This is a genomic window from Streptomyces sp. NBC_01314, assembly GCF_041435215.1.
Lineage (GTDB): Bacteria > Actinomycetota > Actinomycetes > Streptomycetales > Streptomycetaceae > Streptomyces.
In genome coordinates, this window is the sequence record NZ_CP108394.1 from 4,497,245 (window position 1) to 4,523,499 (window position 26,255).

Below are 26,255 nucleotides of genomic sequence, written 5' to 3' on the forward strand. Positions count from 1 at the left end.
CACACACGCCCCGTCTTCAGGGACGCGGGGAACTGCGCGAACAACCACAACGAACCCGCAGCCGCCGACGCACAGCCCCCGCAGAACGCTTACGCGTCCTTCGACTCCTCGGCAGCCTCGTCCGCGGCCTCGTCGGCCTTGGTCGTGTCCACCTTGGCCTCAGCGGCAGGCGCCTCCGCGTCCTTGGCGGCACGCTTGGTGGCGGCCTCGGCCTCGCCCGTGGCCGCCTGCGCGACCGTCAGCGCCTCGACCAGCTCGATGACAGCCATGGGCGCGTTGTCGCCACGGCGGTTACCGATCTTGGTGATACGGGTGTAGCCACCCGGACGGTTCTCGTACCGCGGGCCGATCTCGGTGAAGAGCGTGTGCACGATGCTCTTGTCCGTGATGACCTGGAGCACCTGACGGCGGTTGTGAAGGTCGCCCTTCTTCGCCTTGGTGACCAGACGCTCGGCGTACGGCCGCAGACGGCGGGCCTTCGCCTCGGTGGTGGTGATGCGACCGTGCTCGAAGAGGCTCTTCGCGAGGTTCGCGAGCAGCAGCTTCTCGTGCGCGGCACTGCCGCCCAGACGGGCACCCTTGGTGGGCTTCGGCATGATGTTTCTCCTAGGTGTCTGCCCCGGCCGTATCAGGTACCGAGGTCAGTATCCGAGCGGGCGGCTGCCCGTCGAAGATCCGGAAGCAGCCCCGAAGGGGCGCTCCCGGAAGGGGCGCGGGCGGTGTCGATATGCGACTCCGTCGCGTGGGCGCGACAAGCCACAGCGCACCCGCACCCGCACCCGCACCCGCACCCGAGTACGAACCGTCGAGCCCGAGCTCTTAGTACTGCTCGGTCTCCACAAAGCCCGCATCCGCGTCGTCGTCCGCGCCGAAGGCGTCGGCCGCGGCGGTGGGGTCGAATCCGGGCGGGGAGTCCTTGAGCGCCAGGCCCATACCCGCCAGCTTCGCCTTGACCTCGTCGATCGACTTCGCACCGAAGTTACGGATGTCGAGCAGGTCCGCCTCGGAACGGGCCACGAGCTCACCCACGGAGTGGATGCCCTCGCGCTTGAGGCAGTTGTACGACCGAACGGTGAGCTCCAGCTCCTCGATCGGCAGCGCCAGGTCGGCGGCGAGGGCGGCGTCCGTCGGGGACGGGCCCATGTCGATGCCTTCGGCGTCGATGTTCAGCTCACGGGCGAGACCGAACAGCTCGACCAGGGTCTTACCGGCGGAGGCCATGGCGTCACGGGGACGCATGGACTGCTTGGTCTCGACGTCGACGATCAGCTTGTCGAAGTCGGTGCGCTGCTCGACACGGGTCGCCTCGACCTTGTACGTGACCTTGAGAACCGGCGAGTAGATGGAGTCGACCGGGATACGGCCGATCTCCTGGCCCACCTGCTTGTTCTGCACGGCGGAGACGTAACCGCGGCCACGCTCGACCGTCAGCTCCATCTCCAGCTTGCCCTTGCCGTTGAGCGTGGCGAGGACGAGGTCGGGGTTGTGTACCTCGACACCGGCCGGGGGCGCGATGTCGGCGGCGGTGACCAGACCCGGGCCCTGCTTGCGCAGGTACATCACAACGGGCTCGTCGTGCTCCGAGGAGGCGACCAGCTGCTTGATGTTGAGGATCAGGTCGGTGACGTCCTCCTTGACGCCCGGCACGGTGGTGAACTCGTGCAGGACACCGTCGATACGGATGGACGTGACCGCCGCACCCGGGATCGAGGAGAGGAGCGTACGGCGGAGGCTGTTGCCGAGGGTGTAGCCGAAGCCCGGCTCCAGCGGCTCGATCACGAACCGGGAGCGGAATTCGTCGACGACCTCTTCGGTCAGCGAGGGACGCTGAGCGATCAGCATGAAGTGAATCCTTCAGTCATGGGCACCCGCTATTTGATGCCCTTGAGAACTACAAGGGTACGGGCGATATGGCCATGGAGAGCCATACCGCCCGAAAACCTCAGACCAAGCAGCCGTGCATCCGCCCCGAAGGGTCAGACGCGGCGACGCTTGGGCGGACGGCAGCCGTTGTGCGGGGTGGGCGTGACGTCCTGGATGGAGCCGACCTCGAGACCGGTCGCCTGCAGCGAACGGATGGCCGTCTCACGACCCGAACCCGGGCCCTTGACGAACACGTCGACCTTGCGCATGCCGTGCTCCTGCGCGCGACGGGCGGCCGACTCGGCGGCCATCTGCGCGGCGAACGGCGTGGACTTGCGGGAGCCCTTGAAGCCGACGTGGCCGGCGGAGGCCCAGGAGATCACGTTGCCCGAGGGGTCCGTGATCGAGACGATCGTGTTGTTGAACGTGCTCTTGATGTGCGCGTGGCCGTGAGCGACGTTCTTCTTTTCCTTGCGGCGCACCTTCTTGGCAGCGCCCTGACGACCCTTGGGGGGCATCTATAACTCCTACGGGAGGTGGTCGGTCCTACAGCGAAGACCGCTGATGAAGCGTTGTCCGCTGAGGACTACTTCTTGCCCGGCTTCTTCTTACCGGCGATGGCGCGACGCGGGCCCTTGCGGGTGCGGGCGTTCGTGCTGGTGCGCTGACCGCGGACGGGCAGACCGCGACGGTGACGCAGACCCTGGTAGCAGCCGATCTCCACCTTGCGGCGGATGTCGGCCTGGACCTCGCGACGGAGGTCACCCTCGGTCTTGATGTTGCTGTCCACGTACTCGCGGATCGCGACGAGCTGCTCCTCGGAGAGGTCGCGGACCCGGGTGTCGGGGTTGACGCCGGTCGCTGCCAGCGTCTCCTGGGAGAGGGTCCGGCCGATGCCGAACACATAGGTGAGGGCGACCTCCACGCGCTTTTCGCGCGGAATGTCAACACCGGAAACGCGTGCCATTCAATGGCTCCTGGTGATTGTCGGAGGTCTTCCGCAGGACCAGATCCCGGCCGCCGGCCTCTTACATGTCGAAGAGTGGGTACGACCCGGGTCCCCGGCCTCCGAGCCGGGGGTGTCAGGCACTGAGCATGCCTGGGTCCTGCGTATGAACAATTCAGCTCGCGTCGCGCGAATCCCTGCGATGTCGATGCAGAGGGAAAGGTCGAACGTGCGTCAGCCCTGGCGCTGCTTGTGGCGCGGGTTCTCGCAGATGACCATGACCCGACCGTGACGGCGGATCACCCTGCACTTGTCGCAGATCTTCTTGACGCTCGGCTTGACCTTCATGGGGTGAGGTTCTCCGGGTCAGTGCCACCACGCGCGTCCCGGGGACCGGGGCACGGAGAGCGGAGGCAAGATCTACTTGTAGCGGTAGACGATCCGGCCACGCGTCAGGTCGTACGGAGACAACTCCACCACGACCCGGTCGTCAGGGAGGATACGGATGTAGTGCATACGCATCTTGCCGCTGATGTGTGCCAGGACCTGGTGGCCGTTCTGGAGCTCAACCTTGAACATGGCGTTCGGAAGAGACTCGACGACAGTGCCCTCGATCTCGATGGCACCTTGCTTCTTGGCCACGCTTCGCCCTTCGAATCGACTACCTTGATCGACTCGGCGTAACCGAATGAAGACACACGGAAACACGAGAGCCGACGAGTCAGTCTACGCCAGGCCCCCGAGAAACACGAATTCGGGTAAGGCTGCCCACCGCAGAAGATCATTACTCAGGCCGGCTGCGGCGCCTCTCGACGGGCCGAGGGCCCGGAACAGGCGCACGGCTGTGTCGATATCGCGGGACTGTGTCGATATGCGGCTCCGCCGCGAGGTGCCACCAGCCGCACACGGCCCGCAGTCGGCCGACGCGCTCAGCCCAACGGATCAGGAGCCGCGGTGATCCCGTACTCCGCCAGCTTCGCCCTGCCCCCGTCGGGCGCGGTCAGCACCAGCGGCCCGTCCTCCGTCAACGCCACCGAGTGCTCCCAGTGCGAGGACCACGTGCCGTCCGTGCTCACCACGGTCCAGTCGTCCGCGAGAACCTCGGTCTTCGGCGTACCCAGCGCCACCATCGGCTCGATCGCGAGGCAGAACCCGGGGACGAGCTTCGGCCCCTTCCCCCGCCGCCGCTCGACGTAGTTCAGCAGATGCGGGTCCATGTGCATCTCGGTCCCGATGCCATGGCCCCCGTAGTCCTCGACGATCCCGTACTTGCCCCCGCCCGGCTTCGGCTGCCGGCGGATGTACGTCTCGATGGCCCGGGAGACGTCCACGAGCCGGTTCCCCAGCTTCATCGCGGCGATCCCGGCCCACATGGACTCCTCGGTCACCCGCGACAGCTCGATCAGCTCCGGGGCGTGCCCGGACCCCACGAACGCGGTGTAGGCCGCATCGCCGTGCCAGCCGTCGACGATCGCGCCGCAGTCGATGGAGATGATGTCGCCGTCCTTCAGAACGACCTCGTCGCTCGGAATCCCGTGCACCACGACCTCGTTCACCGACGTGCAGATCGTCGCCGGGAAGCCGCCGTACCCGAGGAAGTTCGACTTGGCCCCGTGCTCCGCGAGCACCTTGCGGGCCACGTCGTCGAGATCCTTCGTGGAGGCGCCCGGCACGGCCGCCTCCCGAGTGGCCGCGTGAATGGCGGCGACGACCAGCCCCGCCTCGCGCATCTTGGCGATCTGCTCGGGACTCTTGATCTGCACCATGGGGGCCTGCGCTCTCCGTCTTCCTTCTTGCCTACGAACGGCGAAACCGCGTTCTCGGGTTTCGCCTACACAACAGTACGGCCGCGGCGCCCCTCTCGGGCACCGCGGCCGGCGTACTGACCGACGACCTACTTGTCGTCGTCCTCGCTCTTGAGCGCCTCCATGGCGCGCTGGGTGACTTCCTCCACCGGACCGAGGGCCGAGATCGTCACCACGAGGCCCTGGGCCTTGTAGTAGTCGATGATCGGCTCGGTCTGGGTGTGGTAGACCTCCAGACGCTTGCGGACGGTCTCCTCGGAGTCGTCGTCACGCTGGTACAGCTCGCCGCCGCAGGCGTCGCAGACGCCTTCCTGCTTCGGCTTCTTGTACGTGACGTGGAAGACGTGGGCGGAGTCGTTCCGGCAGACGCGCCGACCGGCGATCCGCTTGACGACCTCGTCCTCGGGGACCTCCAGGTCCAGCACCGCGTCCAGGTTCATGGACTCGTCCTGGAGCGTCACGTCGAGCGCCTCGGCCTGCGAGACGTTGCGCGGGAAGCCGTCGAGCAGGAAGCCGTTCTCGGCGTCCGGCTGCTCCATGCGGTCCTTGGCCATCGCGATGGTGACCTCGTCCGGCACCAGCTCGCCCTTGTCCATGTAGGACTTCGCGAGTTTGCCGAGCTCCGTCTGCTTGCTGATGTTGGCCCGGAACAGGTCGCCCGTGGAGATGTGCGGGATCGACAGGTTCATGGCCAGGAACGCGGCCTGCGTTCCCTTACCGGCACCCGGCGGCCCGACGAGGACGATACGCATCAGCGGAGGAACCCTTCGTAATTGCGCTGCTGGAGCTGGCTCTCGATCTGCTTCACCGTCTCCAGACCCACACCCACGATGATCAGGATGCTGGTACCACCGAACGGGAAGTTCTGGTTTGCGCCGAAACCAGCCAACGCCATCGTCGGGACGAGAGCAATCAGACCCAGGTACAGCGAACCTGGCCACGTGATCCGGTTGAGTACGTAGCTCAGGTACTCAGCGGTCGGTCGGCCAGCCCGGATGCCCGGGATGAAGCCACCATACTTCTTCATGTTGTCCGCGACTTCCTCGGGGTTGAACGAGATGGCCACGTAGAAGAAGGCGAAGAAGATGATCAGGAAGAAGTAGACCGTGATGTGCGCCGGCGCTGCGGTGTCCGCGAGATTCTTGGTGACCCAGCTCGCCCAACCCGCGGTGGAGCCGGAGAACTGCACGACCAGTGCCGGGATGTAGAGCAGCGACGAAGCGAAGATCACAGGGATGATGCCCGCCTGGTTGACCTTCAGCGGAATGTACGTCGACGTGCCGCCGTAGGACCGGCGACCGATCATGCGCTTCGCGTACTGGACCGGGATACGGCGCTGGGCCTGCTCGACGAAGACCACGAGCGCGACCATGACCAGGCCGACGGCGATGACGGTACCGAACTCGATCCAGCCGCCCGCCAGGTCGCCCTGCTCCTTGATGGCCCACAGCGCGGACGGGAAGGTGGCGGCGATCGAGATGAACATCAGGATCGACATGCCGTTGCCGATGCCGCGGTCGGTGATCAGCTCACCGAGCCACATGACGACGGCCGTACCGGCGGTCATGGTGACGACCATGACCATGGTGGTGTAGATCGATCGGTCGGGCACGATCCCAGTGGCCTGCGCGCAGCCGTTGAACAGCGTGCCGCTGCGCGCGGTGGCGACGAGGCCGGTGCCCTGGAGGATGGCGAGGGCGACCGTCAGATAACGCGTGTACTGCGTGATCTTCGACGTACCGGCCGCCCCCTCCTTCTTCAGGGCTTCCAGACGCGGGATCACCACGGTCAGCAGCTGCAGAATGATGCTCGCCGTGATGTACGGCATGATGCCGAGCGCGAAGATCGTGATCTGCAGCAACGCGCCACCGCTGAACATGTTGACCAGCCCGAAGAGCCCCTTGTTGGTCTGGGCCTGGTCGATGCAGAACTGGACGGCGGTGTAGTCGACACCAGGGATCGGCACATGCGTGCCGATCCGATAGATCACGATGATGCCGAGCGTGAAGAGCAGCTTCTTGCGCAGGTCGGGCGTCTTGAACGCCCGGGCGAACGCGGTGAGCACGGTGCCTCCTGCGACCCCCGCGCTACTGCGTCAAGGGTGACGGTTTTGAGATCTGATGAGGACGACTTACGTAACGTTTAACTGCCGCGGCGAGTGCCCGGTTAGGGGTCCCCTGTGAAAACGCACAGTGCAGGCCACCTTACCGGCGGGACCGCCTCCCTAGGAACGACCAACCGGGGATACCCCATTTGTGGGGTATCCCCGGTCGGGATCGCTCAAGTCATCGAGACACCTGATGTGTTCAGACGAGCTCGGTGACCGTACCGCCGACGGCGGTGATCTTCTCCTTGGCGGAGCCGGAGACGGCGTCGACCGTCACCTGCAGCGCCACGGAGATCTCGCCCTGGCCGAGGACCTTGACGAGGCTGTTCTTGCGGACGGCACCCTTGTCGACCAGGTCGGCAACGGTGACCTCCCCACCCTCGGGGTAGAGGGCGGCGAGCTTGTCCAGGTTCACGACCTGGAACTCGACCTTGAACGGGTTCTTGAAGCCCTTCAGCTTCGGAAGACGCATGTGGAGGGGCATCTGGCCACCCTCGAAGCGCTCCGGAACCTGGTAACGGGCCTTCGTGCCCTTGGTACCACGTCCAGCCGTCTTACCCTTCGACGCCTCACCACGACCCACACGGGTCTTGGCGGTCTTGGCGCCCGGGGCAGGACGGAGGTTGTGGATCTTGAGCGGGTTGTTCTCCGCCATGATCAGTCGACCTCCTCAACCGACACGAGGTGGCGGACGGTGTGAACCATTCCGCGGAACTCGGGGCGGTCCTCCTTGACGACCACGGTGTTGATCCCCTTGAGACCAAGGGACCGCAGGGTGTCACGGTGGTTCTGCTTGCTGCCGATGTACGACTTCGTCTGCGTGACCTTGAGGCGAGCCATTACGCACCCGCTCCCGCACGCGCACGGAGCAGAGCCGCGGGGGCGACGTCCTCGAGGGGCAGACCACGGCGAGCCGCGATCTCCTCGGGACGCTGCAGGCCCTTGAGGGCCGCCACGGTCGCGTGCACGATGTTGATCGCGTTGGACGAGCCGAGCGACTTCGACAGGATGTCGTGCACACCGGCGCACTCGAGCACGGCACGCACCGGGCCACCGGCGATGACGCCGGTACCGGGGGAAGCAGGCTTGAGCAGGACGACGCCCGCGGCCTTCTCGCCCGTGATCGGGTGCGGGATGGTGCCCTGGATACGGGGGACCTTGAAGAAGTGCTTCTTGGCCTCTTCAACACCCTTGGCGATCGCGGCCGGCACCTCCTTGGCCTTGCCGTAACCGACACCGACGGTGCCGTCACCATCGCCCACTACGACGAGCGCAGTGAAGCTGAAGCGACGACCACCCTTCACAACCTTGGCGACGCGGTTGATCGCGACAACGCGCTCAACGTACGCGGTCTTCTCGGCGGCAGCTGCGCCGCCGTCACGGCCCTTCCGGTCCCGCCGCTCGCCGCCACCGGCACCGCCACCGCGGCGCTGGGGTCCAGCCATTGGATTTACCTCTCTCTTTCCGCTAGCTACGCAGCGAGCTCAGAACTTGAGCCCGGCCTCGCGGGCGGCGTCGGCCAGGGCCGCAATGCGACCCGCGTACCGGTTACCACCACGGTCGAACACGACGGCCTCGACACCGGCGGCCTTGGCACGCTCGGCGACCAGTGCGCCGACCTTGCCGGCCAGCGCCGACTTGTCCTCCGACGCGCCACGAATCGACGAGTCCAGGGTGGACGCCGACGCAAGGGTGTGACCCTTGAGGTCGTCGATCACCTGGGCCACGATGTGACGGTTCGAGCGGGTCACGACCAGGCGGGGACGCTCAGCCGTACCGTTGACCTTCTTACGGATCCGGATCTGGCGCCGCTTGATGGCAGCACGCTTGTAAGCATCGCCCTTAGCGATCTTCGTACCGTATGCCATGGCTTACTTACCCGCCTTTCCGACCTTGCGCCGGATGACTTCGCCCTCGTACTTGACGCCCTTGGCCTTGTACGGGTCGGGCTTGCGCAGCTTGCGGATGTTGGCCGCAACCTCGCCGACCTTCTGCTTGTCGATGCCCTCGACCGAGAACCGCGTCGGGTTCTCGACCTTGAAGCTGATGCCCTCGGGCGCCTCGACGGTGATCGGGTGGCTGTAGCCGAGCGCGAACTCAAGGTTCGAACCCTTGGCCTGCACTCGGTAACCGACACCGCTGATTTCGAGCTTCTTCACGTAACCCTGGGTCACGCCGGTGATCATGTTCGCCACCAGCGTGCGGGACAGGCCGTGCAGGGCCTTGTTCTGACGCTCGTCGTTGGGGCGGGTGACGTTGAGAACGCCGTCCTCACCCTTCGCGATGTCGATCGGCGAAGCGACGGTGTGGGTCAGCGAGCCCTTGGGGCCCTTGACCAAAACCGTACGGCCGTCGATGGTGACGTCCACGCCGGCGGGAACCGTGATGGGGAGCTTGCCAATACGCGACATAGCTGTTTCCTCCGTTCCCTTCCGCTACCAGACGTAGGCGAGGACTTCTCCGCCTACGCCCTTCTTGCCGGCCTGCTGTCCGGTGAGGAGACCGTGCGACGTGGAGATGATCGCCACGCCGAGGCCACCCAGCACCTTGGGCAGGGAGGTGGACTTCGCGTAAACCCGGAGACCGGGCTTGGAGATCCGCTTGATGCCCGCGATGGAGCGCTCACGGTTCGGGCCGAACTTCAGCTCGAGGACGAGGTTCTTGCCGACCTCGGCGTCCTCGACCTTCCAGCCCGTGATGAAGCCCTCCTGCTGGAGGATCTCCGCGATGTGAGACTTGATCTTCGATGCCGGCATCGTCACGGAGTCGTGGTATGCCGAGTTCGCGTTCCGCAGACGCGTAAGCATGTCTGCGATCGGATCAGTCATGGTCATGAATTGGCCTTCGGCCTCTCTCGCCGGGGTTTCCTGTATGCGCCATCCCTCTCCCCACTCGGTGGCGGGACGGGTGCGGTGCGGGGACCTACGGCGTAGTAAGTCGTACGGGCTACCGTCAGGCGCCCAACCCTCCAAGCCTAAGCCATGGATGGGTGGGCGCCTGACACGCCCAGTGCTTACCGAGAGCTTCGGGAGTCCCTAAAAGAAGGGACTACCAGGAGCTCTTGGTCACGCCCGGCAGCTCGCCACGGTGAGCCATCTCACGAAGGCACACGCGGCACAGGCCGAACTTGCGGTACACGGAGTGGGGACGGCCACAGCGCTGGCAGCGCGTGTAGCCACGCACGCCGAACTTGGGCTTGCGAGCAGCCTTCGCGATCAGAGCCTTCTTCGCCATCTCGCTCACGCCTCCTTGAAGGGGAAGCCGAGGTGACGGAGGAGCGCGCGGCCCTCAGCGTCGTTGGTCGCCGTGGTCACCACGGTGATGTCCATACCCCGGGTGCGGTCGATCTTGTCCTGGTCGATCTCGTGGAACATGACCTGCTCCGTGAGACCGAAGGTGTAGTTGCCACGGCCGTCGAACTGCTTGGGGGACAGACCACGGAAGTCGCGGATGCGCGGCAGCGCGAGCGACAGGGTGCGGTCCAGGAACTCCCACATGCGGTCGCCACGAAGCGTGACGTGGGCACCGATAGGCTGACCCTCACGCAGCTTGAACTGCGCGATGGACTTACGGGCCTTGGTGACGGCCGGCTTCTGACCGGTGATCGTGGTGAGGTCGCGGATGGCGCCCTCGATCAGCTTGGAGTCGCGGGCGGCGTCGCCCACACCCATGTTGACCACGATCTTGACGAGACCCGGGGTCTGCATGACGTTCTCGTACGAGAACTCTTCCTGCAGCTTGCCCGCGATCTCCTCGCGGTACTTCGTCTTGAGACGCGGAGTCGTGGTGGTAGCCATCAGATGTCCTCACCCGTCCGCTTGGCAACGCGAACCTTGTTGCCCTCGTCGTCGAAGCGGTAACCGACTCGCGTGACGACCTTCTTGCCGTCCTTCTCAACGACCAGCTGGACGTTGGAGACGTGGATCGGCGCCTCGGTCGTGATGATGCCACCGGCCTGCGAACCCTTGGTTGTCGGGCCGGCCTTGGTGTGCTTCTTGACCCGGTTGACACCCTCGACCAGGACGCGGTCCTCGCGGGGGAAGGCCGTGATGACCTTGCCCTGCTTGCCCTTGTCCTTACCGGTGATGACCTGGACCAGGTCGCCCTTCTTGATCTTCATGCTTACAGCACCTCCGGCGCGAGCGAGATGATCTTCATGAACTTCTTCTCGCGCAGCTCCCGGCCGACCGGGCCGAAGATACGGGTGCCACGAGGGTCGCCGTCGTTCTTCAGAATGACAGCGGCGTTCTCGTCGAAGCGGATGTACGAGCCGTCCGGACGGCGGCGCTCCTTGACGGTGCGAACGATGACCGCCTTGATGACGTCACCCTTCTTCACGTTGCCGCCGGGGATCGCGTCCTTGACGGTGGCGACGATGACGTCACCGATGCCCGCGTAGCGGCGACCGGAGCCACCGAGCACACGGATGCAAAGGATTTCCTTCGCACCAGTGTTGTCGGCGACACGCAGTCGCGACTCCTGCTGGATCACGTCTATCTCCTGATTGTCTGCCGGTTCCCGGCAGGGGCCTCAATACAGCGGGCCCCTGCCGAGCCTGGCGGAACTGACCTGCGGATTTACCCCGCAGGAATTACTTGGCCTTCTCGAGGATCTCGACGACGCGCCAGTGCTTCGTGGCGGACAGCGGCCGGGTCTCCATGAGGAGGACACGGTCGCCGACGCCGGCGGCGTTCTGCTCGTCGTGCGCCTTGAGCTTGCTCGTGCTACGGATGACCTTGCCGTACAGGGCGTGCTTCTTACGGTCCTCGACGGCGACGACGACGGTCTTGTCCATCTTGTCGGCGACGACGATGCCCTCACGAGTCTTGCGGAAGCCGCGCGTCTCGTCGTTCGTCTCAGTCACGTTGTTCTCGCTCATCAGGCGTTCTCCACCGTTTCGATGCCCAGCTCACGCTCGCGCATCAGGGTGTAGATCCGCGCGATGTCCTTGCGGACCGCCTTGAGACGGCCATGGTTCTCAAGCTGTCCGGTCGCCGCCTGGAAGCGGAGATTGAACAGCTCTTCCTTGGCTTCGCGAAGCTTCGCCAGAAGCTCCTCGTCACCCAGCTCGCGCAGCTCGGACGCCTTGGTACCGGCCGACATCACGCTTCACCTGCCTCGCGCTTGACGATCCGGCACTTCATCGGCAGCTTGTGGGCTGCGCGAGTGAGGGCCTCACGGGCGATCTTCTCGTTGGGGTAGGACAGTTCGAACATGACCCGGCCCGGGTGCACGTTCGCGATCCACCACTCCGGCGAGCCCTTACCGGAACCCATGCGGGTCTCGGCAGGCTTCTTCGTGAGCGGGCGGTCCGGGTAGATGTTGATCCAGACCTTGCCGCCACGCTTGATGTGGCGGGTCATGGCAATACGGGCCGCCTCGATCTGGCGGTTGGTCACGTACGCCGGCGTGAGGGCCTGAATGCCGTACTCGCCGAACGCGACCGTCGTACCACCCTTGGCCTGGCCACGGCGCTTCGGGTGGTGCTGCTTGCGGTGCTTGACCCTACGGGGGATCAGCATGTCCCTCAGGCCTCCGTTCCGGTGCTCTCAGCCGGAGCGGCGGCGGCGGGAGCCTCGGCCTTGGGGGCCTCGGCGCCTGCAGCCTGCTGCGGCTTACGACCGCGACCGCCACGCTCGCCACCACGGCCACCACGGGCCGGGCGGTCGGCGCCGCCGCCACCACGGGCCGGGCGGTTGCCGGCACGGGCTGCGGCGTTCTCGGCGCGGACCTCGGCGATGTTCTTGACATCGCCCTTGTAGATCCAGACCTTCACACCGATGCGGCCGAAGGTCGTCTTGGCCTCGAAGAAGCCGTAGTCCACGTTCGCGCGGAGCGTGTGCAGGGGCACACGGCCCTCGCGGTAGAACTCCGAGCGGGACATCTCGGCGCCACCGAGGCGGCCACCGCACTGGATCTTGATGCCCTTGGCGCCGGCCTTCATCGTGCCCTGCATGCTCTTACGCATGGCGCGACGGAAGGAGACGCGGGAGGAGAGCTGCTCGGCGACGGCCTGGGCCACCAGCTGAGCGTCCGTCTCCGGGTTCTTGACCTCGAGGATGTTGAGCTGGACCTGCTTCTTGGTCAGCTTCTCCAGGTCGCCGCGGATACGGTCGGCCTCGGCGCCGCGGCGGCCGATGACGATGCCCGGACGCGCGGTGTGGATGTCGACGCGGACCCTGTCACGGGTGCGCTCGATCTCCACCTTCGAGATGCCGGCGCGCTCCATGCCGGACGTCATCATCCGACGGATGGCGACGTCTTCACCGACGTAGTCCTTGTACAGCTTGTCGGCGTACCACCGCGACTTGAAGTCCGTGGTGATGCCGAGCCGGAACCCATGCGGGTTTACCTTCTGGCCCATTACCGGGTTCCTTCCTTGCTGCTGACGACCACGGTGATGTGGCTGGTCCGCTTGCGGATCCGGTAGGCACGGCCCTGGGCACGCGGACGGAACCGCTTCAGGGTCGGACCCTCGTCGACGTACGCCTCGCTGATGACCAGCGAAGAGGCGTCCGTGTGGTCGTAGTTGTGCGCGGCGTTGGCAATGGCGCTGTCCAGCACCTTGCCGACCGGCACGCTCGCGGCCTGCGGGGCGAAACGCAGGACCGCCTGAGCCTCCGTGGCATCCATGCCACGGATGAGGTCCACCACACGGCGGGCCTTCATGGGCGTAACGCGGATGTACCGCGCCTGGGCCCTGGCTTCCATGGTTGTCCTTCCAGTGTCTGTCATGGTCATTCCACCCCGCGTTAGCGGCGCTTCGACTTCCGGTCGTCCTTGACGTGACCCCGGAAGGTGCGCGTCGGCGAGAACTCGCCGAGCTTGTGGCCGACCATCGACTCGGTGACGAACACCGGAATGTGGGTCTTGCCGTTGTGCACCGCGATCGTGTGGCCGAGCATGGCCGGGATGATCATCGAGCGACGGGACCAGGTCTTGATGACGTTCTTGGTGCCGGCTTCGTTCTGTACGTCCACCTTCTTGATGAGGTGTCCGTCGACGAAGGGCCCCTTCTTGAGACTGCGCGGCATCTAAACCCGCTCCTAGCGCTTCTTGTTCGTCTTGCGGCGGCGGACGATGTACTTGCTCGAAGCCTTCTTCGGCGAGCGAGTACGACCCTCCTTCTGACCCCAGGGGCTGACCGGGTGGCGACCACCGGAGGTCTTGCCCTCACCACCACCGTGGGGGTGGTCAACCGGGTTCATCGCCACACCGCGGACGGTCGGGCGGACGCCCAGCCAGCGCTTACGGCCGGCCTTGCCCCAGTTGATGTTGCTCTGCTCGGCGTTGCCGACCTCACCGACGGTGGCGCGGCAGCGCGCGTCGACCAGGCGGATCTCACCGGACGGCATGCGGAGGTGGGCCATCGAGCCCTCCTTCGCGAGCAGCTGCACGGAGGTACCGGCGGAGCGGGCGAACTTGGCGCCGCCACCGGGACGGAGCTCGATCGCGTGGATCGTGGTACCGACCGGGATGTTGCGGAGCGCCAGGTTGTTGCCCGGCTTGATGTCGGCCCCGGGACCGTTCTCCACACGGTCGCCCTGCTGCAGGTTGCGCGGGGCGAGGATGTAGCGCTTCTCGCCGTCGGCGTAGTGCAGCAGCGCGATGCGCGCGGTGCGGTTGGGGTCGTACTCGATGTGCGCGACCTTCGCCGGCACGCCGTCCTTGTCGTGACGACGGAAGTCGATCACTCGGTAGGCGCGCTTGTGTCCGCCACCCTGGTGGCGAACGGTCACACGACCGGCGTTGTTACGGCCGCCCTTGCTGTGCAGCGGGCGGACCAGCGACTTCTCCGGCGTGGACCGCGTGATCTCGACGAAGTCGGCGACGCTGGAGCCACGACGGCCCGGCGTAGTCGGCTTGTACTTGCGGATACCCATTGTCTCTCAGTCCTCGGAAGTTTCCGATTATCTGGACGCTCCGACCCGCTTACGCGGTCGGACCGCCGAAGATGTCGATGCGGTCGCCCTCGGCAAGGGTCACGATGGCGCGCTTGGAGCCGGCACGCTGACCGAAACCGGTCTTGGTGCGCTTGCGCTTGCCGATGCGGTTGATCGTGTTGACCCCGGTGACCTTGACCGAGAAGACCGCCTGGACGGCCTGCTTGATCTGGGTCTTGTTGGCGCCCGGCGCGACGATGAAGGTGTACTTGCCCTCATCGAGCAGCGCGTAGCTCTTCTCCGACACGACCGGCTTCAGCAGCACGTCACGGTGGTCCGTGAACGCCTTGCTGGGCGCGGTGACGACGGTGTTCTTGCCTTCGGTCGCGTGGCGCTTCGCCTTGGCGACGCGCGCGGCCTTGGCAGCCTTGGCAGCCTTGGAGGCAATGCTCGGGTGACGCGTAGCCATCAGGCCTCGCTCCCTTCGGTGTCGTTGGCCGTGTTCGGGCCGGACACGAAGGACTCAAGGGCGGCCTGAGTGAAGACCACATCGTCCGAGACGATCACGTCGTACGTGTTCAGCTGGCCCGGCTCCAGGATGTGCACCTGGGGCAGGTTGCGGGCGGAGAGCCACGCGGCCTCGTCGGCGCGGTCGACGACCAGGAGCAGGTTCTTGCGCTCCGAGATCTTGCCGAACAGCGTCCGGGCGGCCTTCGTCGACGGGTTCTCACCCTCGATGACGCCGGAGACGACGTGGATGCGGTTGTGGCGGGCCCGGTCGGTGAGGGCGTGGCGCAGGGCCGCGGCCTTCATCTTCTTCGGGGTCCGCTGCGAGTAGTCACGCGGCTGCGGGCCGTGGACGACGCCACCACCGGCGAACTGCGGCGCACGGGTCGAGCCCTGACGGGCGCGGCCGGTGCCCTTCTGGCGGTACGGCTTCTTGCCGCCACCACGGACTTCACCGCGACGCTTGGTCTTGTGCGTGCCCTGGCGGGCAGCGGCGTTCTGCGCGACGACGACCTGGTGGATCAGCGGGATGCTGATCTTCTCCACGCCGAAGATCTCCGCGGGGAGCTCGACGCTTCCGGTCTTCTCGCCCGCAGGCGAAAGGATGTCAACAGTGCTCATCGGTACCTCAGGCCCCCTTGGCCGCAGTGCGGACCAGGACGAGGCCGCCGTTCGGACCGGGGACAGCGCCCTTGATGAGCAGCAGACCCTTCTCCGCGTCAACGGCGTGGACGGTCAGGTTCTGGGTGGTGACCCGCTCGTTGCCCATGCGACCCGCCATGCGGAGGCCCTTGAACACACGGCCCGGGGTGGCGCAGCCACCGATGGAGCCGGGGGAGCGGTGCTTGCGCTGGGTGCCGTGACCGGCGCCGAGGCCCTTGAAGTTGTGACGCTTCATGACACCGGCGAAGCCCTTGCCCTTGCTCTTGCCGGTCACGTCCACCTTGACGCCGGCCTCGAAGACCTCGGCGGAGATCTCCTGGCCCAGCGTGTACTCGGAGGCGTCCGCGGTGCGGATCTCGACGAGGTGACGGCGGGGGGTGACGTCGGCCTTGGCGAAGTGACCCTTGAGGGGCTTGTTCACCTTGCGAGGGTCGATCTCGCCGAAGGCGATCTGGACCGACTCGTAGCCGTCGACATCGTTCGTACGGACCTGGGTCACGACGTTGGGGCTGGCCTTGACGACGGTGACCGGAACAACGCGGTTGTTCTCGTCCCACACCTGCGTCATGCCGAGCTTCTCGCCCAGGATGCCCTTGATCTGCTTAGCCATTCTCAGATCACCGGCCTTCAGAGCTTGATCTCGATGTCGACACCGGCCGGGAGGTCGAGTCGCATCAGAGAGTCAACGGTCTTGGGGGTCGGGTCGAGAATGTCGATCAGGCGCTTGTGCGTGCGCATCTCGAAGTGCTCGCGCGAGTCCTTGTACTTGTGCGGCGACTTGATGACGCAGTACACGTTCTTCTCAGTGGGCAGCGGCACCGGGCCCGCGACCGACGCACCAGTGCGGGTCACCGTCTCGACGATCTTCTTCGCCGAGCTGTCGATGACCTCGTGGTCGTAGGCCTTGAGCCGGATGCGGATCTTCTGTCCCGCCATGGCTACTCAGTAGTCCTTTGTCTGGTTTAACGCTCTGGAACCCGATGTTCCCTCACCCGCTCCTCCGACCCACGCGGTCGGGTGTGTCGCGCTTCCACTGACACAGATGCCCCTTGTTCGAGCATCCCTTGTCGGGAAACACGGCCCTTCCGGAACCGCAGGCCGGGAGCAGAAGCCCACCGGGTGCCTGGCCGGCGCCGCACTGACACTTCCCGAAAGATTCCCGTACGTCCGCTCCAGCGCTGCCGTAAGGCAGTTGGGGCGACGAGTACTGTGGGACTCGCTTCCGGTCCTCCCGGCGGGAGGCGCGCAGCATCAACACTCGACCGAGCAACCCCGCTAGTCTGCCATACGGCCCAGCACCTCCGCCAATCGAGCCGGAGAGATTACCCCGAGAGTGACGCAGGTCAAACCCGGGGAGCCGCTGTCGCCGTCCGGGGTCGTCGCCATTCCTCCCACCGTCCTCGCGTCTTGAGCCACCGGACTGCCGCGTCGTCCGTCTCGGCGTGCGAGCCGTGGAGGCGGTTGCATGAGGAGGCGGCGCCCGTCCGGAAGGGCCCCGGCGAAGACGGAGTAGGCGCGTACGGCTCCGTTGTGCCAGGTCAGCTGCCCGGTCCACTGCCAGGAAGGCGCGGGGCCCCCAAGGTGCGCTCGGTGACCAGTCTCAGCGACGCCGCCATCGTGCGCGGCGCGGCTCACAGTCCCGAGGCGGGAAGGATCGCGCCGTCCACCGTCCACCGTCCACCGTCCAGGGTCCATGGGGTGGCCTGGCGCCCTACGGGACCGGCCGCACACCGGGACCTGCCTCACGACGGGACCGGCTTCACAACGGGACCGGCTTCACCCGGGCCTGGTTCATATCGAAACACTGAGCCGCGGGTAATCCGCTCGCCCGCCCCGGTCCGCGCTCCTACGCTGATCAGGTACGTCGATCGGCTCGGGGGAACGTTCATGCGCACGCACTATCCGCGGACCAGGCATCTGCCCTGGTCCCCCGGCGCGACCGCCGATGATCTCCGGGTCACCGACCTGTCCGGCCTGCGCGGACGCGAGGTCGTGGTGACCGAGAAGCTCGACGGCGAGAACACCACGCTGTACGCCGACGGCCTGCACGCCCGCTCACTCGACTCCGCGCACCACCCCTCCCGCACCTGGGTCAAGGCGCTCCAGGCCCGTATCGGCCACGCCGTTCCGGAGGGATGGCGGGTGTGCGGGGAGAACATGTTCGCCCGCCATTCCCTCCCGTACGACGACCTGGACAGTTGGTTCTACGGGTTCTCGGTGTGGGACGGGGACGGGCGCTGTCTGGACTGGGACCGGTCGGTGGCATTTCTGCGCGGACTCGGGGTCCCCGTGCCGCGCGTGCTGTGGCGGGGCGTGTTCGACGAGCGGGCGCTGCGCGCGCTGCGGCTGGATCCCGGACGGCAGGAGGGGTACGTCGTCCGGGTCGTGGACGGCTTCGGCGCGGAGGAGTTCGGCGCCCGCGTCGCGAAGTGGGTGCGGTCCGGGCACGTACGGACGGACACGCACTGGATGCACGCGGCCGTCGTCGAGAACGGGCTGGGCGCGCGGGCCCCGCTGTGGGCGGTGCGATCGGGGGCGCCCGTGGACGCCGACGCGCTGGCGCGGGCCGTCGGGCTGCCGGGCGAGGGGGACCGGGAGGCCGTCGCCCGCTTCGACGCGGCGGGGCGGACCGGTGACGACCGGCTCGTCGGCGTGCTGGCCGCGCTGTTGCACGGCGACGAGGACGAACCCGAGGACGGACCCGACGACAAGCAGGACCGCAACCGGGGCACCAAGCGGGGCGGTTGGCGGGCCCGGATCGCGGCGCGGCTGGCCGGGGCCGTGGGCATGCCGCTCGCGCGGCGGGTCGCCGATGTCGTGGGGCTGCACCCCGCGCTGCACCGGCCGTATCCGGACGAGGACCGCCGGAACGGCCTGGCCCGGCTGTCCCTCGCCGCAGACCTCGGTCTGCTGCACGCGGTCGCCCGGGCCACGGCGGCGACGGACGCGGCGTCCGAGCAGGTGGAGTGGTCGGCGCTGCACGCCGAGGAGGTGCCGGGCTTGGATGAGGGTGCCCTGGGGGAGGCGTTCACCGGGCTGCCGGCCGAGGCGGCCGTCCGGTGCCGGGCAGAGGCGCGGGAGGCGTACGCGCGGGGGCGCATAGGCGGGGGCGGCTCCGGCGCTGCCGCCGAGGCCGTCGCCGCGACGTGGCGGTGGCGGTCGGGGGCCTTCCCGAGGCTGATCCAGCTGGTGGGTCCGGCGGGCAGCGGCAAGAGCACCTTCGCGCGGGGGCTCACGGGCGTGGACAGGTATGTCTCGCTGGACGAGCTGCGCGAGGCGCGCGGCGCACGCGCCGACCAGCGCGCCAACCCGGACGTACTGCGCGCCGGGCTCGACCGGCTGGACGGGGCGCTGGCCGCCGGTGGGACGGTGGTGTGGGACGCCACCTCGCTCAACCATCAGCAGCGCTCGCTGGTGCACGCGGTCGCCCGCCGCCGCAACGCCCTGCTCACCCACGCCGTGGTCCTGGTCGACGAGGACGAGCTGATACGACGCAACACCCGCCGCGAACACCCGGTACCGCCCGGGGTGCTCACCCACCAGCTGCGCCGCTTCGCCCCGCCGTATCCGGGCGACGCGCACCGCACCTGGTACATCGGGGCGAGCGGGACCGTAGAGGAAGAGGTCTGAGGAACCGTGCGTACGAGCGAGGAGATCTATCACCGGGTGCGCTGGGACGCGCGCTTCGACCCGGCCCGCTTCGTGCTCGGCGTCCTTCAGCGGAACGCCGAGCCCAAGCGGGTCCCGCTGCCCGCCTTCGTGCCCGGCGGCGAGATCCCGTGGCACCGGGTGCTGTTCTTCGAGGCCGACGGGGAGATGGTCTGGGACCGGGCCACGGGGGCGGACCGGATCGACGCGACGGAGGCGGGGCGCGTACGGGAGGCCCGGCTGCTCCGGGCGCCGTTCTTCACGGCGCGCACGCCGTACGCGTGGGGCGGGGAGGAGTGGGTGCCCGCGCGCTCCCCGGGAAGTACTGGCTCCGCAGGCGTACGGGTGCTGACCTGGAACACTCTCTGGGACCGGTACGACGCCGACCTCATCGACAGCGCCGGACGCAGGCCGTTGCTGCTGCGGGCCCTGCGCGAGGCCGATGTGGACGTGATCGCGTTGCAGGAGGTCGAGGCGGAACTGCTGGCGATGCTGCTGCGCGAACCGTGGGTGCGGGCGGACTGGACGCTGGGCACGGACCCGCACGGACGGGACGTGGACGCGTGCGGTCTGCTGCTCCTGAGCCGGTTGCCGGTCCGCGAGGCCGCGTTCCACTCGCTGGGCCCGCACAAGGCGGTGACCGCGGTGGTGGTGGAGACCGGCGGGCACCCCCTCGTGGTCGCGGCGACGCATCTGAGCAGTGACCACTCCGCCGACGGCGCCGGTCGCCGCGCCGCCGAACTGGCCCGGATCGCCGAGGGTTTGGCGGCCCTGGACGCCGATCTCGTCCTGCTGGGCGACTTCAACGACGGCGGCGACACACCCCAGGTGACGCTCGGCATGCGGGACGCGTGGAGCGAGACGCACGGCCCGGACGACAGGACGCCGACCTTCGACCCCGGCACCAACCCGCTGGCGGCGGTGTCGTCCCTGACGGGGCGGGTGTCACGGCTGGACCGGGTGCTGGTGCGCGGACGGAGTCTGGGGGTGCGGTCGGCCGAGCTGTACGGGGACGCGCCCTCGCCGGACGGGCTGTACATCTCGGACCACTACGGCGTACGGGCGGAGGTGGGCCCTGACGCCCCGGACACCGCCTTCGCCTGCCTCGACATCCGGCCGACCGCCCGTACGGCCCTGGCGTGGCTCCCTCCCGAGGAGTTGTGGCCGCCGCTGCAGGACATCCGCCGGCAGCACGACCCGCAGATCCACCGCTGGCCCCCGCATGTGAACCTGCTCTTCGGCTTCGTACCGGAACACGCCTTCGAGCAGGCGGCCTCGGTGCTCGCGACGGCCACCACGGCTCCGTTCGACGCCCGGCTGGAGGGCGTGCACTGGTTCGGTCACCGGGACGACGCGACCGTGTGGCTCGACCCGGCGGCGGACGGCGAGGAGCCCTGGGCCGAGCTGCACAGCACCCTCGTACGCCACTTCCCGCGCTGCCGCGGCCGTCACGAGGGCTTCACCCCGCATCTGAGCCTGGGCCGCGCCACCGACCCGAACAGCCTGGCCGCCGCCTGCGCGGCCCGGCTCGCCCCCATGCGGGCCGAGGTCGGCGAGCTGGCTCTGTTGTCGCGACGGGGGGACGAGCCGATGCGGGTGCGGGGGACGGTGAGTCTGGGGACGGGAGAGGTGCGCTGGCGGGAGGAGGCCGCGCGGGATGGCGGCGAGGCCGCCTCGTCCGGCACGGGCGCCGTGGCCGACCGGGTCACCCGCCTCATCGCGGCCGCGTTCCCGGCCGGCGTCGTACACGTCGTCGGCTCCCGGCGCATGGGCTGCGCGCTGCCGGGCGCCGACCTGGACCTGGTGGCGGCACTGCCCGGGACGGTCGAACTGTCCATCGTCCGGGCGAAGTTGAGCGAAGCGACGCGCGGGGCCGGTGATGTGCGCGAGGTGGTCGGAGCACGCGTACCCGGTCTGCGGCTGCGGCTCGACGGCCTGGACGTGGACCTGGCCGTCGTGGCCACCGGATCGCTGGACCCCTCGGAGGCGGTGGACCGGCGGGCCGAGTTGGGCGAAGCGGCGGCGGTCGCGCTCAGCGCGGTGAGTGACGCCGACGCGGTACTCGCCTCGGCGGGCACCCACGGGCCGGCCTTCGCCCGGCTGGCCAGTCAGGTCAAGGCATGGGCGAAGGCGCGGGGCCTGGACTCGGCACCGTTCGGCGGCCTGCCGGGCCTGGCCTGGTCCGTCCTGGCGGCCCGCACGGCGAGCGAGGCGGGCGGCCTTCCGTCGGCCGATCTCCTACGGCACTTCTTCGCGACGTGGGCGGCGTGGGACTGGCGCGAGCCGGTGGGAGACCTCGCAGGCACCTCCGGCGGGCTCCCCCTCACCATCGCGACCCCCTCGGCCCCGGTCCGCCCCTGCACGGACCAGGTCACGACGGGCATGCGCGACCTCATCACCCAAGAGCTGTTCCGGGCCTGGGAACTGCTGGAGGAGGGCACCGCGTTCTCGGGCCTCCTCACCCCTCCCCCGCTCCACCGCCGCCACGCCGCCTGGGCGATCGTGACGGTGGACGGGGGCGCGGACGGCGTCGCGGACGAGGGCCGGGTACGGGGCAGGATGCGGGCGCTGATCACCGACCTCGCCGAGGCGGCTCCCGACTGCCACGCCTGGCCCCGCCCCTTCACTACGGCCCCCGCCCGCTACGCCATCGGCCTGGGCCGGACCCCACCGACCGCGACCGATGTGACCGCCGTGGCTGAACGTCGGCTGCGCGGTCTGGCGGGGGTCACGCTCATGAGGGCCGAGGGCGGAGAGGTGCCGACCCTGTCCTGAGGGGGTCAGCGCACGTCGACGTAGTCCGACGCGCTGGTGGCGACGCCGGTCGTGCTGTTCCCGTAGTACACCCAGCGGTACGAGCCGTCGGCGGAGGCCGTGACCGTGCTCTTCAGCGCCCCCGTACTGCTGGTGGTGGCCTTCTTGACCGTCTTGAAGGTGTCGGCGCCCTTGGCCTTGAACTGGAGGCTCACGGTACGACCGCTGTAGCCGCCGTACTTCTTCGTGCTCCAGTTCGCCCGGGTCAGTTTGCCCGTGACGGTGATCTTCTTGCCCTCGGTGACCGGCTCGGGCGTGGCGTTGACGGTGGCCTTGGCAGCGCGCCTGAGCTGGACGGTCTTGGACCGCTTCTCGGTCTCCCCGGCTTTCAGACCCCCGCTGGCCTTGAAGAGGCGAAGCGACACGGCGACCTTCCACGTGGTGGCATCGCTGTTGGAGTCGACGTGTTCCTGAGCCTGATGCGGATCGATGTAGAGGTTGCCCTCACAGCGAGCATGCCTGGGGTCGATCTCGTAGCAGGTGTAGCTGCCCGGTTGGATGAAGTTCTCTCCGGTGTCGGCGGCCGTCTTGAGATCACCTCGATAGAGGAAGGGGTATGCGCTCCACATGCCCGCCGGTCCCTCGACGCTGTACCCGGCCGGCAGCGCCAGGTTGAACGTGATGGGCGGCTCCACCTCCTTCGCCGTTCCCACAACGATCGGCTTGCCGTTGTTGATGACGATGTCCGACACGGTGATCCCGGTGTCCGCCGCGTGGGCCGCCGGCGCGTTCAGCACGGAGAACCCCAGCGCCGCCACGAGCGTGGCCACCGCGACGGTTCGTCTGCCTGACTTCATTCACACCTCTTCAGTAAAGATGCCTATCCAGAAGGCGGCAGGCTACCAAGGGTGATCTCACGGCGATTCCGCACGTCAGATCCCCCGGAGCGGGCAAACTGTGCTCCCGGTCAGGGACTCACGACAGCAGACGCACGACAGCAACAGGGAGAAGCCCACGCCATGGTGAAGGTGAGGTTGGAGACCAGCCGGGAGCACGTCGCCGAGCTGGCGCGGCTGCGGGATCCCGTCGGCGCGGTCGAGGAACTGATCTGGAACAGCGTCGACGCCGACGCCGGGCACGTCGTCGTCACGCTGGAGCGCAACGACCTGGGCGGCGTGGACAGGGTTCGCGTCCAGGACGACGGCAGCGGGATGCCTGCCGAGCACTGCGAGGAGTACTTCCGGCCGATCGGTGCCTCCTGGAAGAAGCGTTCGCAGGGAAGTCCGGTGAAGAAGCGTGCCCTGCACGGGAAGAACGGACGCGGCCGGGTGCGCGCCTTCGCACTCGGCACCCAGGTGCGCTGGACCAGCGTCAGCGACGCCGTCGGAGGCCGACAGCAGTTGGTGATAGAGGCGGACCGGCGTTCCATGGACGAGTTCGACATCGGCGAACCGGAACCCACGGACGACCCGACCGGCACACTGTTCGAGGCGTTCGGCGGTGACGAGCAACTGAACGTCCTGGCTGACGAGCGCGCCAGGTCATCACTCACCACGGCCTTCGCCACGTACTTGGAGAAATACCCGGACGTACGCATCGAGTACGACGGCCATGACCTCGACCCGGCCGCCGAGCAGTCGCACGTGCGCGACTACGTCCTGCCCTCCCCCGCCGACTGGAGCGGCGACCCGGCCCGACTGAAGGTCGTCGAATGGCGCAGGTCCGTCACCCGCGCGCTCTTCCTGTGCGACGGGGAAGGCATGTCGCGAGCGCAGCTCAAGCCGGGCATCCAGGCGCCGGGCTTCGAGTTCACGGCGCATCTCAGCTGGTCCGGCTTCGACGATGTCGACTCCGAGGATCTCGCCTTCACCGACTGGGCGTCGCACGGACCGCTCGCCGAAGTGCTCGCGGCGGCCCGTGACCAGCTCAAGGCCCATTTCCGGGCACGCGTGGACGAACGACGGCGGGAACAGGTCACGGAATGGCGTCGGGAAGGCATCTACCCGTACGCGGATGACGCCGCGAACGAGAAAGAACGAGCGGAGCGCGAGACCTTCGACGCCGTCGCCACCACCGTCTTCCGGCATCTGCCGAGGTCTCAGGGCACACGCCGCACCACCTTCGCGCTGCTTCGATCCGTCCTCGCCCACGAGCCCTCGGACGTGCTGCGCATCGCCGACGACTTGTTCTCACTCTCCAAGCAGGAACGAGAGGAACTCAACCGGCTTCTGCGGCGCACCACGCTCTCAGCTCTGATCAAGGCTTCCACGGCGGCAGCGAACCGCATCGACTTCCTGGCGGCGCTGGAGCACCTCGTCTTCGCACCGGAAGCGAAGCAACGCGTGACCGAGCGGGACGAACTCCACCGGATCCTGGAGGATCAGTGCTGGGTGTTCGGCGAAGAGTACGCACTCCATGTCAGCGACCGCAGTCTCAACGTCGTCCTCGCGGAGCACTGCCGGCTCCTCGGCCGTGACAACCCCACACCGGAACCGGTCCTGCGTGAGGACGGGCGACGCGGCCGGGTCGATCTGATGCTGTCCCGTGCCGCTCGCCATCGAAAAAGCGAACGGCACCATCTGGTCGTCGAGTTGAAGCGCCCCAACGTCGTCCTGGGGGTGACGGAGTTCGGCCAGATCAACAGCTACGCGGAGGCGGTGATGTCCGACGACCGCTTCTGTGAACCGGCGGTGACGTGGGACTTCTGGCTCGTGGGCAACGCCATGGACAGAACGCTTCGGCAGATGGCCCACCAGATGGACCGTGTCCCGGGATGCGCCGTCTCCAACCCACGCTTCCGGATCATGGTGAAGACCTGGGGCGAGATCATCGAGGACTGCCAGGAACGCCTGCGGTTCCACAGTGCGCAGCTGGAATACCAGTCCTCCACCGAACACGCGATGGACTACCTGGTCCGCAACCACGGCGACACCGTGGCGGAACTGGTTGCCGACGGGACGATTCCCGCATCCCGCAGGGACGGTCAGCCTTCGACCGCGTACGACACGAAGTCCGCCCAGGCGGTCGACGTGAGCGTGAGCTGAGGGCCCCGTAGGTTCTTGGAGTCACGGACGTGGACGGTGCCGGGGGTTACGGCGACCTCGACGCAGGACTCGCCGTTATTGCCACCGCTGTAGCTGCTCTTGAACCACACCGGCTCGGATGCGTCCCCGGCGAGGGCCTTGCGCATCATGTCTCTCCCAGCAGTTGCTCGATGAAGGCCAGCGACTCCCCAGGCGGGAGGGCCTGCGCTCGGATGGTTCCATACTGCAGCTCAAGGATGCGCAGCTGCTTGGGGTCAGTGACGGGGCGGCCGTTGAACACGCCGTCGCAACGTCCCACCGCTGTGCCGTCCGCGAACTTCAACAGCTCGATACGTCCATCCAGGCCGGAGTGGACCTCGCGGTGCGTCGGCATCATCTGAAGCGTGACATTCCTCAACCGACCCACCTCCAATAGGCGTTCGAGCTGCCGCCGCCACACCATTGTGCCCCCGAGAGGCCTCCTTAGCGGCGCCTCTTCCAGCACGAAACTGATCGCGGGCCCAGGGTCACGCTCAAAGATGGACTGCCGGGCCATGCGACCGGCCACCATTCGGTCCACATCGTCCTGGGAGTAGGGAGGCTGGGCCGCCTCGATGGCCGCCCTGGCATGCTCAGGCGTCTGCAACAGCCCAGCGATGATGTTGCACTCGTACCCCCCGATCTCGACCGCCTTCGCCTCCATCTGCCCCAGCGCCCGCACCTTCTTCGGGTACCGGACCCTCTTCACGTCCTCCCAGGTCGCGGAAATTAGCCCACCCGCCCCCAACGCCTCGTCGGCCTTGTCCAGAAACTCCTGGCGGGGAATCCGCTTCCCTCCCTCGATCTTGTAGACCAGGTCCTCCCCGTACCCGACCGCCGCCGCGAAGTCGGCCGCCCGCATCCCCATGGCCTCGCGCCGCAGCTTCAGCTGCCGCCCCACGGTCTCGACGACCGCGACACCCCAGTCGTCGTTGGGATCCACCTCCCAACCCGGCTCCTCCGTCTTCTCCTTGAGCCGACCCGCGTCGCCGTCCACGTGCATCGCGCACCTCTCCG

Annotated in this window: 36 protein-coding genes; 3 read left to right on the forward strand and 33 right to left on the reverse strand. The window is 67.6% G+C overall.

Annotation, left to right across the window (positions count from 1 at the left end; genetic code table 11):
* Positions 1-89 precede the first annotated feature (89 nt).
* From rplQ to rpsJ, 30 genes are all read right to left on the reverse strand, one after another.
* Positions 90-596, reverse strand: a complete 507-nt coding sequence (gene rplQ / locus OG622_RS19640) for a 50S ribosomal protein L17 (RefSeq protein ID WP_371577681.1) — start codon at positions 594-596, stop codon at positions 90-92.
* Between the two features lie 223 nt (positions 597-819).
* Positions 820-1,842 (reverse strand): DNA-directed RNA polymerase subunit alpha, encoded by a 1,023-nt coding sequence (locus OG622_RS19645; RefSeq protein WP_371577683.1) that lies wholly within the window; start codon positions 1,840-1,842, stop codon positions 820-822.
* A gap of 134 nt (positions 1,843-1,976) precedes the next feature.
* Positions 1,977-2,381 (reverse strand): 30S ribosomal protein S11, encoded by a 405-nt coding sequence (gene rpsK / locus OG622_RS19650; RefSeq protein ID WP_003956432.1) that lies wholly within the window; start codon positions 2,379-2,381, stop codon positions 1,977-1,979.
* A gap of 68 nt (positions 2,382-2,449) precedes the next feature.
* On the reverse strand, positions 2,450-2,830 hold the full coding sequence (gene rpsM / locus OG622_RS19655) for a 30S ribosomal protein S13 (protein WP_371577685.1): 381 nt from the start codon (positions 2,828-2,830) through the stop codon (positions 2,450-2,452).
* A 213-nt stretch (positions 2,831-3,043) separates the two neighbouring features.
* The gene (gene rpmJ, locus OG622_RS19660; RefSeq protein WP_003998809.1) at positions 3,044-3,157 is read right to left on the reverse strand and encodes a 50S ribosomal protein L36; all 114 of its coding nucleotides are present in this window, start codon (positions 3,155-3,157) and stop codon (positions 3,044-3,046) included.
* A 72-nt stretch (positions 3,158-3,229) separates the two neighbouring features.
* The gene (infA, locus tag OG622_RS19665; protein WP_003948620.1) at positions 3,230-3,451 is read right to left on the reverse strand and encodes a translation initiation factor IF-1; all 222 of its coding nucleotides are present in this window, start codon (positions 3,449-3,451) and stop codon (positions 3,230-3,232) included.
* Between the two features lie 287 nt (positions 3,452-3,738).
* Positions 3,739-4,575: a type I methionyl aminopeptidase gene (gene map / locus OG622_RS19670; RefSeq protein WP_371577687.1), complete on the reverse strand. Its 837-nt coding sequence runs from the start codon at positions 4,573-4,575 to the stop codon at positions 3,739-3,741.
* 128 nt (positions 4,576-4,703) lie between these two features.
* Positions 4,704-5,366 carry an adenylate kinase gene (locus OG622_RS19675; RefSeq protein ID WP_371577689.1) on the reverse strand — a complete coding sequence of 221 codons (663 nt, stop codon included), beginning with the start codon at positions 5,364-5,366 and terminating at the stop codon, positions 4,704-4,706.
* Positions 5,366-6,679, reverse strand: coding sequence for a preprotein translocase subunit SecY (gene secY / locus OG622_RS19680; protein WP_371577690.1), 1,314 nt, complete (start codon positions 6,677-6,679; stop codon positions 5,366-5,368). Before secY ends, OG622_RS19675 begins: the two co-directional genes overlap by 1 nt.
* A 241-nt stretch (positions 6,680-6,920) precedes the next feature.
* Positions 6,921-7,376 carry a 50S ribosomal protein L15 gene (gene rplO, locus OG622_RS19685; RefSeq protein ID WP_371577692.1) on the reverse strand — a complete coding sequence of 152 codons (456 nt, stop codon included), beginning with the start codon at positions 7,374-7,376 and terminating at the stop codon, positions 6,921-6,923.
* Positions 7,377-7,378: 2 nt separating this feature from the next.
* Positions 7,379-7,561, reverse strand: a complete 183-nt coding sequence (gene rpmD, locus OG622_RS19690) for a 50S ribosomal protein L30 (protein ID WP_046704421.1) — start codon at positions 7,559-7,561, stop codon at positions 7,379-7,381.
* Entirely contained in the window at positions 7,561-8,166 is a 606-nt protein-coding gene (gene rpsE, locus OG622_RS19695) for a 30S ribosomal protein S5 (RefSeq protein ID WP_037694140.1), read from the reverse strand. Before rpsE ends, rpmD begins: the two co-directional genes overlap by 1 nt.
* A gap of 39 nt (positions 8,167-8,205) precedes the next feature.
* Positions 8,206-8,589, reverse strand: coding sequence for a 50S ribosomal protein L18 (rplR, locus tag OG622_RS19700; RefSeq protein WP_326578659.1), 384 nt, complete (start codon positions 8,587-8,589; stop codon positions 8,206-8,208).
* A 3-nt stretch (positions 8,590-8,592) separates the two neighbouring features.
* A complete protein-coding gene (gene rplF / locus OG622_RS19705) occupies positions 8,593-9,132 on the reverse strand; it encodes a 50S ribosomal protein L6 (protein ID WP_371577695.1) in 540 nt (179 codons plus the stop codon).
* A gap of 24 nt (positions 9,133-9,156) precedes the next feature.
* Entirely contained in the window at positions 9,157-9,555 is a 399-nt protein-coding gene (gene rpsH, locus OG622_RS19710) for a 30S ribosomal protein S8 (protein ID WP_371577696.1), read from the reverse strand.
* Positions 9,556-9,769: 214 nt separating this feature from the next.
* Positions 9,770-9,955 carry a type Z 30S ribosomal protein S14 gene (locus OG622_RS19715; RefSeq protein ID WP_003948630.1) on the reverse strand — a complete coding sequence of 62 codons (186 nt, stop codon included), beginning with the start codon at positions 9,953-9,955 and terminating at the stop codon, positions 9,770-9,772.
* A gap of 5 nt (positions 9,956-9,960) precedes the next feature.
* Positions 9,961-10,518 carry a 50S ribosomal protein L5 gene (rplE, locus tag OG622_RS19720; RefSeq protein ID WP_005481216.1) on the reverse strand — a complete coding sequence of 186 codons (558 nt, stop codon included), beginning with the start codon at positions 10,516-10,518 and terminating at the stop codon, positions 9,961-9,963.
* A complete protein-coding gene (rplX, locus tag OG622_RS19725; RefSeq protein WP_371577698.1) occupies positions 10,518-10,841 on the reverse strand; it encodes a 50S ribosomal protein L24 in 324 nt (107 codons plus the stop codon). The genes rplE and rplX overlap by 1 nt, the downstream gene beginning before the upstream one ends.
* A 2-nt stretch (positions 10,842-10,843) precedes the next feature.
* Positions 10,844-11,212, reverse strand: coding sequence for a 50S ribosomal protein L14 (gene rplN / locus OG622_RS19730; RefSeq protein ID WP_003992364.1), 369 nt, complete (start codon positions 11,210-11,212; stop codon positions 10,844-10,846).
* 100 nt (positions 11,213-11,312) lie between these two features.
* The gene (gene rpsQ, locus OG622_RS19735; RefSeq protein ID WP_046704425.1) at positions 11,313-11,600 is read right to left on the reverse strand and encodes a 30S ribosomal protein S17; all 288 of its coding nucleotides are present in this window, start codon (positions 11,598-11,600) and stop codon (positions 11,313-11,315) included.
* Positions 11,600-11,824, reverse strand: coding sequence for a 50S ribosomal protein L29 (gene rpmC / locus OG622_RS19740; RefSeq protein WP_030831683.1), 225 nt, complete (start codon positions 11,822-11,824; stop codon positions 11,600-11,602). Before rpmC ends, rpsQ begins: the two co-directional genes overlap by 1 nt.
* Positions 11,824-12,243 (reverse strand): 50S ribosomal protein L16, encoded by a 420-nt coding sequence (rplP, locus tag OG622_RS19745; RefSeq protein WP_004927269.1) that lies wholly within the window; start codon positions 12,241-12,243, stop codon positions 11,824-11,826. The genes rpmC and rplP overlap by 1 nt, the downstream gene beginning before the upstream one ends.
* A gap of 5 nt (positions 12,244-12,248) precedes the next feature.
* The gene (gene rpsC / locus OG622_RS19750; protein ID WP_046704426.1) at positions 12,249-13,085 is read right to left on the reverse strand and encodes a 30S ribosomal protein S3; all 837 of its coding nucleotides are present in this window, start codon (positions 13,083-13,085) and stop codon (positions 12,249-12,251) included.
* On the reverse strand, positions 13,085-13,432 hold the full coding sequence (rplV, locus tag OG622_RS19755) for a 50S ribosomal protein L22 (RefSeq protein ID WP_004571827.1): 348 nt from the start codon (positions 13,430-13,432) through the stop codon (positions 13,085-13,087). The genes rpsC and rplV overlap by 1 nt, the downstream gene beginning before the upstream one ends.
* Before the next feature lie 41 nt (positions 13,433-13,473).
* The gene (gene rpsS, locus OG622_RS19760; RefSeq protein WP_013001415.1) at positions 13,474-13,755 is read right to left on the reverse strand and encodes a 30S ribosomal protein S19; all 282 of its coding nucleotides are present in this window, start codon (positions 13,753-13,755) and stop codon (positions 13,474-13,476) included.
* A 12-nt stretch (positions 13,756-13,767) separates the two neighbouring features.
* Positions 13,768-14,604 carry a 50S ribosomal protein L2 gene (rplB, locus tag OG622_RS19765; RefSeq protein WP_037694116.1) on the reverse strand — a complete coding sequence of 279 codons (837 nt, stop codon included), beginning with the start codon at positions 14,602-14,604 and terminating at the stop codon, positions 13,768-13,770.
* A 49-nt stretch (positions 14,605-14,653) separates the two neighbouring features.
* Positions 14,654-15,073 carry a 50S ribosomal protein L23 gene (gene rplW / locus OG622_RS19770; protein WP_371577705.1) on the reverse strand — a complete coding sequence of 140 codons (420 nt, stop codon included), beginning with the start codon at positions 15,071-15,073 and terminating at the stop codon, positions 14,654-14,656.
* Complete coding sequence (gene rplD, locus OG622_RS19775) at positions 15,073-15,732, reverse strand: 50S ribosomal protein L4 (protein ID WP_371577707.1); 660 nt, start codon at positions 15,730-15,732, stop codon at positions 15,073-15,075. The genes rplW and rplD overlap by 1 nt, the downstream gene beginning before the upstream one ends.
* A gap of 7 nt (positions 15,733-15,739) precedes the next feature.
* Positions 15,740-16,384, reverse strand: a complete 645-nt coding sequence (gene rplC / locus OG622_RS19780; RefSeq protein ID WP_020118531.1) for a 50S ribosomal protein L3 — start codon at positions 16,382-16,384, stop codon at positions 15,740-15,742.
* A gap of 17 nt (positions 16,385-16,401) precedes the next feature.
* Positions 16,402-16,710 (reverse strand): 30S ribosomal protein S10, encoded by a 309-nt coding sequence (rpsJ, locus tag OG622_RS19785; RefSeq protein WP_003948644.1) that lies wholly within the window; start codon positions 16,708-16,710, stop codon positions 16,402-16,404.
* A 951-nt stretch (positions 16,711-17,661) separates the two neighbouring features.
* Here rpsJ and OG622_RS19790 point away from each other — a divergent pair.
* Positions 17,662-19,404: an RNA ligase family protein gene (locus tag OG622_RS19790; RefSeq protein ID WP_371577709.1), complete on the forward strand. Its 1,743-nt coding sequence runs from the start codon at positions 17,662-17,664 to the stop codon at positions 19,402-19,404.
* A gap of 6 nt (positions 19,405-19,410) precedes the next feature.
* Complete coding sequence (locus OG622_RS19795) at positions 19,411-22,197, forward strand: poly(A) polymerase (RefSeq protein ID WP_371577711.1); 2,787 nt, start codon at positions 19,411-19,413, stop codon at positions 22,195-22,197.
* Between the two features lie 5 nt (positions 22,198-22,202).
* On the opposite strand, the gene OG622_RS19800 is transcribed toward OG622_RS19795, so the two are convergent.
* Positions 22,203-23,033, reverse strand: a complete 831-nt coding sequence (locus OG622_RS19800) for a hypothetical protein (protein ID WP_371577712.1) — start codon at positions 23,031-23,033, stop codon at positions 22,203-22,205.
* Positions 23,034-23,195: 162 nt separating this feature from the next.
* Here OG622_RS19800 and OG622_RS19805 point away from each other — a divergent pair, with 162 nt between their 5' ends.
* Positions 23,196-25,220 carry an ATP-binding protein gene (locus OG622_RS19805; protein ID WP_371577714.1) on the forward strand — a complete coding sequence of 675 codons (2,025 nt, stop codon included), beginning with the start codon at positions 23,196-23,198 and terminating at the stop codon, positions 25,218-25,220.
* On the opposite strand, the gene OG622_RS19810 is transcribed toward OG622_RS19805, so the two are convergent.
* Both OG622_RS19810 and OG622_RS19815 read right to left on the reverse strand, forming a co-directional pair.
* The gene (locus OG622_RS19810; RefSeq protein WP_371577716.1) at positions 25,160-25,369 is read right to left on the reverse strand and encodes a DUF397 domain-containing protein; all 210 of its coding nucleotides are present in this window, start codon (positions 25,367-25,369) and stop codon (positions 25,160-25,162) included. The two genes, OG622_RS19805 and OG622_RS19810, sit on opposite strands and share 61 nt — an antisense overlap.
* A complete protein-coding gene (locus OG622_RS19815) occupies positions 25,366-26,241 on the reverse strand; it encodes a helix-turn-helix domain-containing protein (RefSeq protein ID WP_371584151.1) in 876 nt (291 codons plus the stop codon). The genes OG622_RS19810 and OG622_RS19815 overlap by 4 nt, the downstream gene beginning before the upstream one ends.
* Positions 26,242-26,255 lie beyond the last annotated feature (14 nt).